The 12908-nt window shown below is 73.4% G+C and carries 13 protein-coding genes and 1 pseudogene; 5 read left to right on the top strand and 9 right to left on the bottom strand.

Translation table 11 applies throughout. The features are described from left to right. Nucleotides 1-20: 20 nt before the first annotated feature. Complete coding sequence (locus ACZ6I1_RS07675) at nt 21-1877, bottom strand: NHL domain-containing thioredoxin family protein (protein ID WP_469284253.1); 1857 nt, start codon at nt 1875-1877, stop codon at nt 21-23. A gap of 132 nt (nt 1878-2009) precedes the next feature. On the opposite strand from ACZ6I1_RS07675, the pseudogene ACZ6I1_RS07670 reads away from it, so the two are divergent. Next, nucleotides 2010-2117: pseudogene (locus ACZ6I1_RS07670) on the top strand (DUF4240 domain-containing protein); the annotation flags it as partial. Here ACZ6I1_RS07670 and ACZ6I1_RS07665 read toward each other — a convergent pair. Both ACZ6I1_RS07665 and ACZ6I1_RS07660 read right to left on the bottom strand, forming a co-directional pair. Next, nucleotides 2090-2257 carry a DUF4240 domain-containing protein gene (locus ACZ6I1_RS07665; RefSeq protein ID WP_469284250.1) on the bottom strand — a complete coding sequence of 56 codons (168 nt, stop codon included), beginning with the start codon at nt 2255-2257 and terminating at the stop codon, nt 2090-2092. The pseudogene ACZ6I1_RS07670 and the gene ACZ6I1_RS07665 sit on opposite strands and share 28 nt — an antisense overlap. Nucleotides 2258-2285: 28 nt before the next feature. After that, nucleotides 2286-3086, bottom strand: a complete 801-nt coding sequence (locus tag ACZ6I1_RS07660; RefSeq protein ID WP_469284247.1) for an ATP-grasp domain-containing protein — start codon at nt 3084-3086, stop codon at nt 2286-2288. A 32-nt stretch (nt 3087-3118) separates the two neighbouring features. Here ACZ6I1_RS07660 and ACZ6I1_RS07655 point away from each other — a divergent pair, with 32 nt between their 5' ends. Beyond that, nucleotides 3119-3613, top strand: a complete 495-nt coding sequence (locus ACZ6I1_RS07655) for an LURP-one-related/scramblase family protein (RefSeq protein ID WP_469284245.1) — start codon at nt 3119-3121, stop codon at nt 3611-3613. An 18-nt stretch (nt 3614-3631) separates the two neighbouring features. Here ACZ6I1_RS07655 and ACZ6I1_RS07650 read toward each other — a convergent pair whose 3' ends face one another. Then, entirely contained in the window at nt 3632-4429 is a 798-nt protein-coding gene (locus tag ACZ6I1_RS07650) for a carbon-nitrogen family hydrolase (protein ID WP_469284242.1), read from the bottom strand. Between the two features lie 156 nt (nt 4430-4585). On the opposite strand from ACZ6I1_RS07650, the gene ACZ6I1_RS07645 reads away from it, so the two are divergent. Further along, on the top strand, nt 4586-5410 hold the full coding sequence (locus tag ACZ6I1_RS07645; RefSeq protein ID WP_469284240.1) for a maleylpyruvate isomerase family mycothiol-dependent enzyme: 825 nt from the start codon (nt 4586-4588) through the stop codon (nt 5408-5410). A 151-nt stretch (nt 5411-5561) separates the two neighbouring features. Here ACZ6I1_RS07645 and ACZ6I1_RS07640 read toward each other — a convergent pair whose 3' ends face one another. From ACZ6I1_RS07640 to ACZ6I1_RS07630, 3 genes are read right to left on the bottom strand one after another with little or no spacing between them, the layout of a single operon-like run. Further along, a complete protein-coding gene (locus tag ACZ6I1_RS07640) occupies nt 5562-6560 on the bottom strand; it encodes an AraC-like ligand-binding domain-containing protein (RefSeq protein WP_469284238.1) in 999 nt (332 codons plus the stop codon). 47 nt (nt 6561-6607) lie between these two features. Then, complete coding sequence (locus ACZ6I1_RS07635) at nt 6608-7978, bottom strand: MFS transporter (RefSeq protein ID WP_469284236.1); 1371 nt, start codon at nt 7976-7978, stop codon at nt 6608-6610. Beyond that, the gene (locus ACZ6I1_RS07630; protein WP_469284235.1) at nt 7975-8646 is read right to left on the bottom strand and encodes a GntR family transcriptional regulator; all 672 of its coding nucleotides are present in this window, start codon (nt 8644-8646) and stop codon (nt 7975-7977) included. The genes ACZ6I1_RS07635 and ACZ6I1_RS07630 overlap by 4 nt, the downstream gene beginning before the upstream one ends. A gap of 142 nt (nt 8647-8788) precedes the next feature. Here ACZ6I1_RS07630 and ACZ6I1_RS07625 point away from each other — a divergent pair, with 142 nt between their 5' ends. Continuing rightward, the gene (locus tag ACZ6I1_RS07625; RefSeq protein ID WP_469284233.1) at nt 8789-9964 is read left to right on the top strand and encodes a DUF418 domain-containing protein; all 1176 of its coding nucleotides are present in this window, start codon (nt 8789-8791) and stop codon (nt 9962-9964) included. Here ACZ6I1_RS07625 and ACZ6I1_RS07620 read toward each other — a convergent pair. Together ACZ6I1_RS07620 and ACZ6I1_RS07615 are read right to left on the bottom strand one after the other, a co-directional pair. Next, nucleotides 9957-10265 (bottom strand): protease inhibitor I42 family protein, encoded by a 309-nt coding sequence (locus ACZ6I1_RS07620; RefSeq protein ID WP_469284231.1) that lies wholly within the window; start codon nt 10263-10265, stop codon nt 9957-9959. The two genes, ACZ6I1_RS07625 and ACZ6I1_RS07620, sit on opposite strands and share 8 nt — an antisense overlap. Before the next feature lie 14 nt (nt 10266-10279). Next, entirely contained in the window at nt 10280-12160 is a 1881-nt protein-coding gene (locus tag ACZ6I1_RS07615) for a C1 family peptidase (RefSeq protein ID WP_469284228.1), read from the bottom strand. Nucleotides 12161-12409: 249 nt separating this feature from the next. Here ACZ6I1_RS07615 and ACZ6I1_RS07610 point away from each other — a divergent pair, with 249 nt between their 5' ends. Beyond that, the gene (locus ACZ6I1_RS07610; RefSeq protein WP_469284226.1) at nt 12410-12838 is read left to right on the top strand and encodes a PPOX class F420-dependent oxidoreductase; all 429 of its coding nucleotides are present in this window, start codon (nt 12410-12412) and stop codon (nt 12836-12838) included. Nucleotides 12839-12908: the final 70 nt, after the last annotated feature.

The following is a 12908-nucleotide window of genomic DNA, read 5'->3' as shown; positions in this document are numbered from 1 at the left end:
CCCCAGGAAGGCGCCGCGTCCTACCCCTCGTCCTGCCCTTCGTCCTGCCCTTCGTCCTGCCGCTCGTCCATCCCGGCGAGGACGAGGGGCAGCCGGGCGGCCCCGCCGTCGGCAACGCGGACGGGCACGCCCCAGTCCTGCTGGTGGACGTGGCAGGCCGGGTACTCGTTGTCGGGGTCGTCGTCGCAGGACGCCGCCATCGCGGAGACGTGCAGGACGCCCTCGGTGACGTCCGGGTTCAGCGCGAGCTCGCGGAACAGGTCGGTCCCCGCGCCCTCGCCCGCCGCGAGCAGCTCGGGCGGCGTCGAGGAGACCAGCAGCCGGGTGGACGGCCCGTAGCGGGTGTCGAGCTTCTGACCGCTCGGCGCCTGGAACACCACGTCGAGGCGGAGCGTGCCGGGCGCCACCTCGGTCGCGGCGCGCTGCGTCCGGTGGGCGACCGCGTCCACGCGTACGGCGTCCTCCGGGAGCCGCAGCCGGGTCAGCCGGTGCCGGGCGGACTCGACGACCACGACGTCCTCGCCGGCCAGGACGGCGGCGCTGGGCTCGCGCAGATCGGTGGCGAGGGTGGACACCTGCCCGGTCGCCGGGTCGAACCGCCGCAGCGCGTGGTTGTACGTGTCGCACACCGCGACCGAACCGTCGGGCAGGGCGGTGACCCCCAGCGGGTGCTGGAGCAGGGCCTGGCCGGCGTCGCCGTCCCGGTGCCCGAAGTCGAACAGCCCGGTGCCGACGGCGGTCGTGACGGCGTAGCCGTCCTCGGTGGGGTGGACGTACCGCAGCGCGCTGGTCTCGGAGTCGGCGATCCACAGCCGGTCCCCCGCGGCCGCGAGCCCGGAGGGCTGGGCGAACCAGGCCTCGGCGGCCGGCCCGTCGTGCAGCCCCTCGTTGGTCGTACCGGCGGCGGCCTCCACGAGGTCCGTCTCCGGGTCCCACGTCCACAGCTGGTGCACGCCCGCCATGGCGATCCACACCTTGCCCTGCCACCAGGCCACGTCCCACGGCGAGGACAGGTCCACCTCGAGGGCCGGCCCGGAGGTGGGCGAGCCCTGCCACCACTGGCGGCCGGTGCCGGCGACGGTCTCGACGGCCCCGCTCTCCAGGTCGAGGACGCGCAGGGCGTGGTTGACGGTGTCGGCGACCACGACCCTCCCGTCGGGCAGCAGCGCCAGCCCCTGCGGCTCGCTGAAGCTGTCGCCGCCGAAGCCGCGCTCCCCGCTCCCGATGCGCCGTACGACGGTTTCCGCGTCGGGGGCCAGCTCCACCAGCTGGTGCCGGGTCGAGTCCGACACCAGCAGGTTCCCGCCGGGCAGCACCAGGGCCTTGCCGGGGAACCTCAGGTCGCTCGCCACCGGCTCCGGCGCCACGTACGGCCCGTCGCCGCGCCGCAGCGTCCCCTTGGCCCCGTGAGCGGCCTCCAGCTCCTCGACGAGCCGCTCGATGGCGTGCGCGTGCCCCTCACCGGCGTGCTGCGCGACGATGTACCCCTCGGGGTCGATCACCACGAGCGTGGGCCAGGCCCGGACGGCGTACTGCTTCCAGGTCGCGAGCTCCGGATCGTCCAGCACCGGGTGGTGCACCTCGTACCGCTCGACGGCGTCGACGACGGCGGCGTGCTCGGCCTCGTGCACGAACTTCGGCGAGTGCACCCCGATGATCACGACGGTGTCGCGGTGCTTCTCCTCCAGCTCGCGCAGCTCGTCGAGGACGTGCAGGCAGTTGATGCAGCAGAAGGTCCAGAAATCCAGGATCACGATCCGCCCCCGCAGGTCGGCGAGGGTGTACTGCTTCCCACCGGTGTTCAGCCAGCCCCCCTTCCCGACCAGCTCGGGAGCACGGACACGGGCACGTCGGGGCGCGGGCGCGGCAGAGTTCATGGCTCAAGGGTGCCACCCCCCGGCCTGTGCACCCGTGCGGGCTCTAAGAGGGTGTCTCCTGGTCGAAGAGGGCGCTCAGGCGGGGGAGGCGGGCCGTGGTCTGCTCCGTGTCGTCGAAGTCGAAGTCCCAGGCTGCTGGCGGAGTCCTACCGCAGCCCCCTCTGGGCCGCGGCCTACGTGATCAACGGCGGCTGCTCGGACGACGGCTTCGACTACTTCCGCGGCTGGCTCCTCACCAGGTCCCACAGCACCTGCTGGGCCCCGGCTATCTCCGCCTCCGGAAGGCGTGCGAGCAGCGCCGCCGCACGCTCCGCCACCAGGTCCTGCGCCGCCTCCGCGCGGGCCGTGCCGATCAGCTGCCAGAACGTCTGCTTGTCCATGGACAGAGCCTCGCACCCGGGTCTGACATCAGGTGAGGAAGGAGCGGAGAGATCCCGTGAGCGAGGTGACGAAGGCGTCCTGCACCGCGGGCGGGACCAGGTCCAGGGACAGGTACGGGTTCAGGTCCTCCAGCTCCACGAGGAGGAGTTCGCCCGAAGGCGCCCGGCAGGCGTCCACCCGCTGGATGCCGTGGGAGAGGGTGTTCCACTCGACGAAGACGCGGGCGAAGTCCAGGTCTGCGCCCGTGGGTTCGTAGGGCCGCAGCTCCCAGCGGCGGTCCGGGTCGGGGGCGTACAGCGCGTACTGGAAGGTGTCGTCGACGAAGTAGAAGGACACCTCGTACGCGAAGTCGACGCGCGGCTGGATGAGGATCTCTCCCGCCGTCCCGGACGGGTCCGCGGTGAAGGTGAGGCCGATGGAGTCGGCGCCCTGCTTGGGCTTGACCGCGTACTGGGGCACCTGCGGCAGTTCCGACAGCCGGGCCGGGTCGTCGACGGTCGGGATGACCGGGTAGCCGGCGGCCGTGAGGTCGAGCAGGTACTGCTTGCCCGCCATGTCGCCGCGGCCCGTGAGGGGGTTGTAGACCGGCGTGCCGGAGGCGAGCGCGGCGGCGCGGAAGGCGTCGTAGGCCTCCTGGTGGTGCAGGACCGGCCCGCTGTTGCGGACGATCACGGCGTCGAAGCCGGGCATCAGGCGCTGCGCGTCGCGCGGATGGCACAGGGCCAGCGCGAAGTGCTCGCGCAGCCGGGCGGTGAGGAATATGTCCTCGTCGCCGTAGCGGCGGCCGCGCGCCGGGTACGCCAGGTCGGTCACGTAGAGCAGGGGCATGGGAGCAACCTATCGCGGGCACGGATCAGCGCATGAAATACCTCGTACGGGACAAAATGCTGGCCATCGGGGACGACTACTGGATCGAGGACGAGGACGGCCGCCACGCCTTCCTCGTCGACGGCAAGGCGCTGGCGGTCCGCGACACCCTGGAGCTCAAGGATCCGGACGGCCGGATCCTGATCACCCTGCGGGAGAAGATGCTCTCCTTCCGCGACGCGATGACCCTGGAGCGGGACGGCCTGCGGCTGGCGGTGATCCGCAGGAAACGGCTGTCCCTGCTGCGCAACCACTACCGCGTGACCCTGGCCGAGGGGACCGGGCTCGACGTCAGCGGGCGGATCCTGGACCGCGAGTTCAAGGTCGAGTACGAGGGTGAGCTGCTCGCCCTGATCTCGCGTCAGTGGTACCGGCTCCGCGACACGTACGCGGTGGACGTGGTCCGCGAGGACGCGGACGCGGCGCTGCTGGTCGCGGTGGCGGTGTGCGTGATCCGGATGGCCGAGAAGGAGCGCGAGGACGGGTAGCCGCGGCGGGGCCGGTGGTCATCGGGCGGCCGGGGGGCGAAGGCCCAGCACGCGGTCCTTGAGGGCCGGGAACCGGTCGCGGGTGTCGGGGACCTGCGCCGGGTCGAGGTCGACGGTGAGGACGTCCTCGGCGGGCCCGGCCTCGGCCAGGACCTCGCCCCAGGGGTCCACCACCAGGCTGTGGCCCGCCTGTTCGACGCCCGCGTGGGTGCCGGCGAGCCCGCACGCCAGGACGTACGACTGGTCCTCGACCGCCCGTGCCCGGTTCAGCAGCGTCCAGTGCGACCGGCGCCGTGCGGGCCACCCGGCGGCCACGACCATCGTGGTGGCCCCCGCGTCGACCAGGCCGCGGAACATCTCGGGGAAGCGCAGGTCGTAGCAGGTGGCGATGCCGAGGGTCTGCTCCGGCAGCTCCACCGTGGTCAGGGTGTCGCCCGCCGCCATGAGCACCGCCTCGCCCTGGTCGAAGCCGAAGCGGTGGATCTTGCGGTAGGTGGCGGCCAGCTCGCCCTCCGGGGAGAGCACGAGGGTGGTGTTGTACAGCGAGCCGTCGCCCGCGCGCTCCACGACCGAGCCCGCGTGCAGCCAGACCCGGGCGTCGCGGGCGGCCCCGGCCATGGCCGCGTAGGTCGGGCCGTCCAGCGGTTCCGCCTCGGTCTCGAACTGCTCGTACGCGAAGGCCCCGACCGTCCACAGCTCGGGCAGGACGACGAGATCCGAGCCGGCCTGCTCGCGTACGAGATCGGCCACCCGGGCACGCCGGGAATCAACCGACTCGCCCTCGTTCACGGCGATTTGAATCAGCGAGGCGCGCACATTACCACCGTCCTGGCCTTCCGGCCGACAACTCGGGCCTACGATCGTCACACGAAAGCACTGCCGGGGTGCTCACCGGCAGCGTAGTTTTGGAAACCGAGTCTGATGTCCAGAGCTTCCAGAACGCGCCACTGAACAGCACCGCGAGGGGTCCCGTTGACCGTCCATCCCAGCCTTCAGCCCTATGCCGACGCGTGGACGCACTCCATCGAGGCGATATCCGAGCTGGTCCTTCCGCTGACGGAGGGCGAGTGGAACCGGGCGACACCGTGCCCGGGCTGGTCGGTCCGTGACGTCGTGTCACACATCATCGGCATCGAATGCGAGCAGCTCGGAGACCCGCGGCCGATCCACACCGTGGCCCGCGACCTGCGGCACGTGGTGGACGAGTTCAGCCGGTACATGGAAGTGCAGGTCGACGTACGGCGCCACCACACCGCGCCGGAGATGACCTCGGAGCTCGAGTACACCGTCATCCGGCGCGCGCGGCAGCTGCGCAACGAGAAGCGGGATCCGGCCACGATGGTGCGGGGGCCGCTGGGCGACCAGGTGACGCTGGAGCAGGCGCTGCGGCTGCGGGCGTTCGACGTGTGGGTCCACGAGCAGGACCTGCGGGCGGCACTGGGCGTGCCGGGGAACTGGGACTCCCCGGGCGCGTACGTGGCGCGGGACCTCCTCCTCGCCGGGCTGCCGAAGGTGGTCGCGAAGCGGGCGGGGGCGCCGGCGAACTCGGCGGTGGTGATCGACGTGCACGGTCAGCTGGAGTTCATGCGGACGGTACGGGTCGACGCGGAGGGGCGCGGGACCGTGGACAAGGCCCCGTCGCTGGGACCTGCCGTGACGCTCACGATGGACTGGGAGACGTACGTCCGCCTGGCCGCGGGACGGGTCCGCGCGCGCTCCGTCGCCGACCGGGTGAAGGTGGAGGGCGACACGGAGCTGGCGGACGCCATCCTGGCGGGCTTCGCGGTCACGCCGTAGCCGGGGCTGCCCCGCCGTTCCGCTGCACGGAAGATCAACAGATCGTGCGCGCACGGCACACGCCCCGTGCCCGTCCGTCCCTAGTCTCGACCTCGTTGAGCGCGTCCGGGCGGGGTGGGACGGGGGTCCGCCCCGCCCGGTGGCTCGGCCTTCAGCGCGGTACGCCGGCCCCGGCCCCAGTCGGGGCCGTCGCGGCCGCGCGGCGGAACTCGGTGGGGCTGAGCGCGTACGCGGCGCGGAACGCGCGGCTGAAGGCCGGGGCGTTGGTGAAGCCCCAGCGGCCCGCGATCTCGTGCACGGGCCGGCCGGCCAGCTCGGGGCGGGCCAGGTCGGCGCGGGCCCGCTCCAGGCGCCGTCGCCGGACGGCGGCCGAGACGCTCTCCTGCCGGCCACGGAAGAGCGCGTGCAGGCTCCGTACGGAGATGCCGTGCGCGGCGGCGATCATGCCCGGGGCGAGTGCCGGATCCCCGAGGTGGTCGGCGATGAACGCGTCGATCCGCTCGCGCAGGGCCCGCTCGCGGGCCTCGGTGGGGAGCTCCCCGTAGGCGTCGAGGCGGTGGGCGAGGCAGGCGGCGGCCAGGTCGACCGCCACCGAGCCCAGTCGGCGCAGCTCCTGCGGCTCGCACGCGGAGCCGTGCTCGCCGAGCGAGGAGATGAACTGCGCCAGGACCGCCGCCATGCCGCTGTCCGTGGGGATGCGCCGGCCGAGCAGCCCGCCGAGCCGGTCCGGGCGCAGCGGCAGGACCTCCTTCGGCAGGTGGAGGATGATCGACCGGTTCGGGCCGTCCCCGGGGTGGGCGACGGCGTCCTGGGGACGCGAGGTGTCCCAGAGGATCATGTCGCCGACGCCGAACTCCTCGTCGCCGCCCTGATGGGCCATCCACCACCGGCCGCCGGTGATCAGCGCCAGCTGGTACTGCTCGGGGTCCCCGCGCCGGATCAGGGCGGGCGTGCGGCGCGAGCTCAGGGGAGAGTGCGCGAAGGTGGACACCTGGATGGCGCCGAGGTCCAGCATCGCCGCCTCGGCCTGGAAGTCGGCGCACCGCTCGCTCTTGATGGCCGTCGGTATCAGGGCGGAGGCGACGAGGTCGTTGAACCACTCGAACCTGTCCGCCACCGGCACGGCAGCGGCGGACACACTGGTCCACATGCGGGTACGTCCTCCTCGGCCCATGCCGTCGACCGCCGACGGCGGGCCTACTGTGACCCGCTCCCCGACGTCTCCGGAAGGGGACACGCGCGGGGAACCTCCTCCGGTTGCGCGGCCCGGTCCTGTGGCCGGTCCTGTGGCCGGACCTGCGGCGCGGGGACCACGGGGCGGCCGCCGGCGGCTTCGCGGGACAGGGCACGGCCGCGCAGCCGCAGGATCTGGCTGATGCCGAGCGCCTGCACGGCGAACACCGTCGAGAACGCGATGCGGTAGTCGTCGCCGGTGGCGTCCAGCAGGACGCCCACCGCCAGCAGGGTGGTCATCGAGGCGATGAATCCGCCCATGTTCGTGATCCCCGAGGCGGTGCCCTGGCGCTCCGCCGGGTTGGCCGGGCGGGCGAAGTCGAAGCCGATCATCGACGCCGGCCCGCAGGAGCCCAGCACCAGGCACAGGGTGACCAGCAGCCACATCGGGGCCCGCTCGCCCGGGTGGACGAGGACCGCCGCCCACAGCAGGGCCGTCACGCCCACCGTGCCCAGGGCGAGCGGTATCCGCGCGGCCTGGGCGCGGCCCACGATCTGCCCGTAGACCAGGCCGAGCGCCATGTTGGAGGCGACGACCAGCGTCAGCAGTCCGCCCGCGGTGGTCCGGGACAGCCCCTGCGCCTCGACCAGGAACGGCATGCCCCACAGCAGCAGGAACACCATCGCCGGGAACTGCGTGGTGAAGTGCACCCACAGGCCCAGCCGGGTGCCCGGCTCGCTCCAGGACTCACGGATCTGCCGGCGGACGAAGCCCCCGCCCGCGCCGCGCACCACCGGCGGCGGCGCATGCCCCTCCGGGTGGTCGCGCAGGAACAGCACCAGCGGGACCAGCACGACCAGCCCCGCCGCCGCGCTCCCCGCGAAGGCCGGCACCCAGCCGGCCCCGTGCAGGACGGGCGCCAGCACCAGCGTGGAGACCAGGTTGCCGGCCATGCCGACCAGCCCGGCCAGCTGCGCCATCAGCGGGCCGCGCCGGGCCGGGAACCACCGGGTGCCGAGCCGCAGCACGGAGATGAAGGTCATGGCGTCGCCGCAGCCCAGCAGGGCCCGGGCGGCCATCGCCATCTCGTACGAGGGGGACAGCGCGAAGCCGAGCTGTCCGGCGGTGAACAGGACGGCCCCGAGCGTCAGCACCCGCTTGGTGCCGAGCCGGTCCACCATCAGCCCCACCGGTATCTGCATCCCCGCGTACACCAGCAGCTGGAGCAGCGAGAAGGTCGCCAGCGCCGAGGCGTTGACGTGGAAGCGGTCGGCGGCGTCGAGTCCGGCCACGCCCAGGCTGGTCCGGAAGATCACCGCCACGAAGTAGACGGCGACGCCGATGGACCAGACGGCGACGGCCCTGCGCCCGCCGGGCGGGTCGAGGGCGCTCACCGGGCGTCGCCGCGCATCAGGGTTCCGACCCGGCCCAGGTGCGCCCGTACGCGGGCCGCCGCCCGGTCCGCGTCGCCCGCCCGCAGGGCCGCCAGGATCTCGCGGTGTTCGACGAGGTTCTGTGCGACCCGGTCCGGGTGGGCGTGCATCACGGCGATGCCCATCCGCAGCTGTCGGTCGCGCAGTTGGCCGTAGAGACGGGACAGGATCTGGTTGCCGGCGTGCCGGACGATCTCGGCGTGGAAGCAGCGGTCCTCGACCGCGAAGGCCGCCAGGTCGCCGCTGTCCGCGTGCCGCTCCTGCGCGCGCAGCAGCTCCTCCAGCCGCTCGAGCAGCGCGGGCGGGGCCGGGACGGCCCGGCGCACGGTGAACTCCTCGACCAGCAGCCGCGTTTCGACCACGTCCGCGATTTCCTGCGCCGACACGGGCAGGACCAGCGCGCCCTTCTTGGGGTAGAGCCGGATCAGCCCCTCGGTCTCCAGCCGCAGCAGTGCCTCGCGCACCGGTGTGCGGGACACGCCCACGGCCTCGGCGACCTCCCCCTCGGTGAGCAGCGTGCCGCCCTCGTACCGGCGGTCGAGCACGCCCTGCTTGATGTGCCGGTAGACGCGGTCGGCGGCGGGCGCGGGCGCGAGGGAGGGCGAGGGCGAGGGCGAGGGAGACGGCATGGGCACAGCATAGATACATGCCGTGTACAGCCTCGTGGTGTCTCGGCATCCAAGACCGCCCCGGGGACTGCATCGAAGGATGTACCGCCGGTTCGTCCACCGGCACGACGTACGGAGCCCCGCGCACCGGGACGCTGAAGTCATGGCCGACACCCTGACCACCGTCCCGGCGAACCGGACGACCGCCCGGCTCCCCCTCCTCGACGTCCTGCGCGGCGCCGCGATCCTCGGCACGCTCATGACCAACGTCTGGATCTTCGCCTCGCCCGGCTCGGAGTGGGGCGTGCTCACCGGCGGGCTCACCACCCCCGACCCCGTCACCGACCCCTCGGCCGCGAACATCGCCGAGAGCGTCTTCCGCTTCCTCGCGGACGGCAAGTTCCTGGCGCTGCTGACGGTCCTGTTCGGGGTGGGCCTGGCCATCCAGTACGACTCCGCCGCCCGGCGCGGCGAGCCGTGGCCCGGCCGCTACCCGCGGCGCGCGGCGTTCCTGTTCCTCGAGGGCACCGTCCACTTCGTCCTCGTCTTCGCCTGGGACGTGCTGATGGGCTACGCCGTCACCGCCCTCCTCGTCGCCTGGCTGCTCGCCCGCTCCGAGAAGGTCCGCCGGCGGGCGATGTGGACGGCCGCCTGCGTCCACCTGACCCTGGTCGCCCTGCTGACGCTCGCCGGCCTGGCCACCGCGGACGGCACGCCGAAGGGGCCGGATCCGGCCGCCGTCGAGCTGTACGCGCACGGCGGCTACGCCGACCAGATCGCCTTCCGGCTGGAGAACGCCCTGGCCCTGCGCATCGAGCCCGTCTTCTCCTTCGGGCTGCTGGTGTTCCTCTTCCTCCTCGGCGTCCGCCTGCACCGCGCCGGTGCCTTCACCGCCACCGCGGAAGGCCGCCGCATCCGGACCCGGATGGCCGCCTGGGGCCTCGGCCTCGGGCTGCCCCTGAACGCGGCGACCGCGCTGGGCGGCGACGCCTTCTTCCTCCTGGGCCGCTACGGGGCCGCGCCGCTCGTCGCCGTCGGCTACATCGGCCTGATCGGCATCGCCCTGGACCGGCTGTGGATCCCCCGGCCGGTCACCACCGCCCTCGGCTCGATCGGCCGCACCGCCCTGACCTGCTACGTCGCCCAGAACCTGCTGTGCATGCTGCTCTGCTACGGCTTCGGAGCCGGCCTGGCCGAACGGTTCGCCGGGACGGGCCCCTGGTGGGTCATGGGCCTGTGGGCGGCCGTCGGGCTCGCGCTGGCCGCCGGGTCGTGGCTGTGGCTGCGCCGCTTCGACCGGGGCCCGCTGGAATCCGTACAGCGGTGGGCGCTCAGGTGACCTCGACGTCCAGGACGAACTCGTCGTACGGGGCCTCGTCCGGGTAGGGCGGCCGGATCTGCGCGAACCGGATCCGGGCCCGGCCGCCGCCCGGGGGACGGCCCCGTACGACGTACGTGCGCTCCACCACCGCCCCCGGGGCCGGGCGGCCCTCCCCGGAGGCCGTCGGGCCCTCCGACACCGCCACCGCGTCCGTGTCCCCGGTGACCTGCCAGGTCCACACGTACCCGCGCGCCCCGCGCCCGGTCAGCCGCAGCTCGTACGGCTCACCGGGGCTCAGCACGACGCTCCGTACCTCCACGCGCCTCGGTCCTCTCAGCCGGGGCCGATGACCTGCCCCTCGTGCCAGCCGGCGCTGTCCCGCCAGTAGTGCTGGAGCAGGCGGTCGGTGCGCAGGACGATCACTTCCAGGTTGAACCCGAAACTGCCCTGGAGCATCCCGGTGACCGCCCGTACGCCGTGCCCGAAGACCGCGCTGCGGCTCCAGGGCGAGCCGCTCGCGTTGCCCCGCCACCAGTGCTCGACGCGGCCGTCGGCAACGGCCACGCACAGCTCGTAGTTCCCGGCGGTGTCCTCGTCCACGGCCCCGTACTGCCCCTCGATCAGGCAGGGCGCGGAGACCGCCCCCTCGCCGAAGACCTCCCCGGCCCGCCACACGAAGCCGCTCCCGTCGTCGCGCCACCACAGCTGCATCCGGCCGTCGGCGCGGGCGGCGACGAGGTCGAGGCGGCGGTCGCGGGTCTGGACGAGGGCGGGGCCGTAGTGGGCGATGCCGGAGGCGAAACGGCCGCCGTCGTTCCAGGTCCAGGGGGCGCCGTTGATCCGCCACCAGTGGTTCAGGCGGCCGTCCGCGGTCCGTACGACCGCCTCGAAGTTGCCCGGCTTACCGTAGTCGCTTTGGATGAAGGCGGGGGTCGAGCCGATGGCCGCGTCGCCCGGGCCGAAGGCGCCGCCGTCGCGCCAGACGCGGGCGGACTGCTCGTAGTACCAGTGGCGCAGCCGGCCGCCGGTGGTCACGTGCAGGGACTCCATGTTGCGGTTGTAGGTGGTGCCGGTGAAGGCGGGCGGGCCCGAGGCGTCGTTCGCGAAGGTGCCCGCGCGGGCCCACGCATAGGGCGCGTCACCCTCGCGCCACCAGTGCTGGAGGCGTCCGCCGCCGGCCCGCGCGAGCAGCTCGAAATTGCGGTGGGCGCGGCCGTTGCCGCTCTCGTAGACGTTGCCGGTGTGCAGGCGGCGCTTGCTCCACGGGTCGATGTTGGTGCCGCGCAGGCCGCACTTGGCCCAGTAGTCGATGTTGACCTCGCCGTAGGCGATCCGGCCGTGGCCGCCGACGTGATAGCCGGTGCCCCAGGAGTTCTTGAACAGCCAGCAGCCCGCCGCGTCGTCGTAGCCGGTGATCAGCACGCAGTGGCCGCCCGCGAGCCGGCCGCCGGTGCGGTGGTAGACCCCGGCGCCGAGGGCGAAGAAGTCGTCGTACACGTCGAAGCAGGCGGTCAGCGGGCCGACCGTGTCCAGCCACACCTTCTGCTGCTCGACGTCGGCGAGGCGGACGTAGTCGCCGATCCGCACGGTCCGGCCCGACCGGTCCCAGCTGGGCGTGTACTCGGCCCGCCAGGCGTCGCGCCGGGCCGCGGGCAGACCGGCGGGCGGGGTGCTGTAGGGCCGGCAGTCCGGGTCGGCGAGCCCGCCGTTGGTCCTGATCCAGTCCAGGGCGGTCTCGGGGTTGCTGCCCTGCCCGCAGCTGAACCTGAGCCCGTCGTGGACGTCCCCCTCGGAGCGCTCCGCCCACACGCAGTGCTCTATGCGGGCCATGGACTCCACCAGACCTGCGGCGGCGAACGCCCAGCAGGAGCCGCACGGGTTCTGGTCCTTCACCTTGGTGATCCAGGACGTGCCCCAGCGGCTGCGCCAGTCGACGGCGGCGGGCCGGACGCCCGCGCGGGTGCCGGGAAGCAGCCCGTGGGCGGCCCGGCGCCGGGTGAGGTGCGGATTGCCGCTCTCGTGCCCGATGAGCGCCCGCAGGTCGGCGACCCCGACCGCCTCGGCGGGGGTCAGGTTCGTCCCGGGCTCCAGACCGAGCGAGGGCCGCGGCACCGGATCCTCGTCGGCCAGGTGCTCCAGGACCGACCACCGCGCCCCGCGCGCCGCGAGCCGTGCCCGCAACTCCCCCGCTGTCTGGACAGACTCCTCCGGCATGGCGGCCCCCCAGCTGCACCCGTTCGGATCCCGACGTGGGAGCGTCTCCCCGCGCCCGGGCCCCGTCAAGGGGGTCCGTGAGGTCGCGCGGTGGCACGAGGGGGGCTCCCCCCGGCGCCTCCTGCCGGCGCCTCCTGCCGGGCACCCGAAGACGGGCGATGCTCTCGGTGGCGTGACCGCGGCGCAGCCGCGCGCAGACTTCGTGTAGTCGATGAGCCGAAAAAGTCACCGCCAACTAGCCTGGCGCACATGACTGTTGAGCTGAACGAGACCGTGCGCGGGCTGCTGGACGCCCCGCATCCCGCCGTCCTGTCGACGATCAACCCCGACGGAAGTCCGCAGAGTTCCGTGGTCTGGGTGTCCCGCGAAGGCGGCGATCTGCTGATCTCCACCGAGCAGGGCCGCCGCAAGGAGCGCAACATCGGCCGTGACGCGCGGGTCGGCCTGACCGTCTTCGACCTGGCCAATCCCTTCCTCTACGCCGAGATCCGCGGCACGGCCACCGTCACCGAGGACGCGGGGCGGGCGGTGGCCGTCCGCATCGCCGAGGAGTACCTCGGCCCGGGCGCCGGCAAGGAGTACCAGGACGCCCCGGCCGAACAGGTCCGCGTCGTCGTCCGCATCACCCCGACCAAGGTCCTCGGCAACGCGGCGCGCGCCGCCGCCGCCGAGGGCTGAGCGGCGCAGCACAGCCGGGAGCCCCGGCCTCCGCGCGGTGCGTCGCGGGGGCCGGGGCTCCGGTCCGTGC

This window comes from Streptomyces sp. NPDC046303 (assembly GCF_055588085.1).
This window is presented reverse-complemented; position numbering and strand designations above follow the sequence as displayed.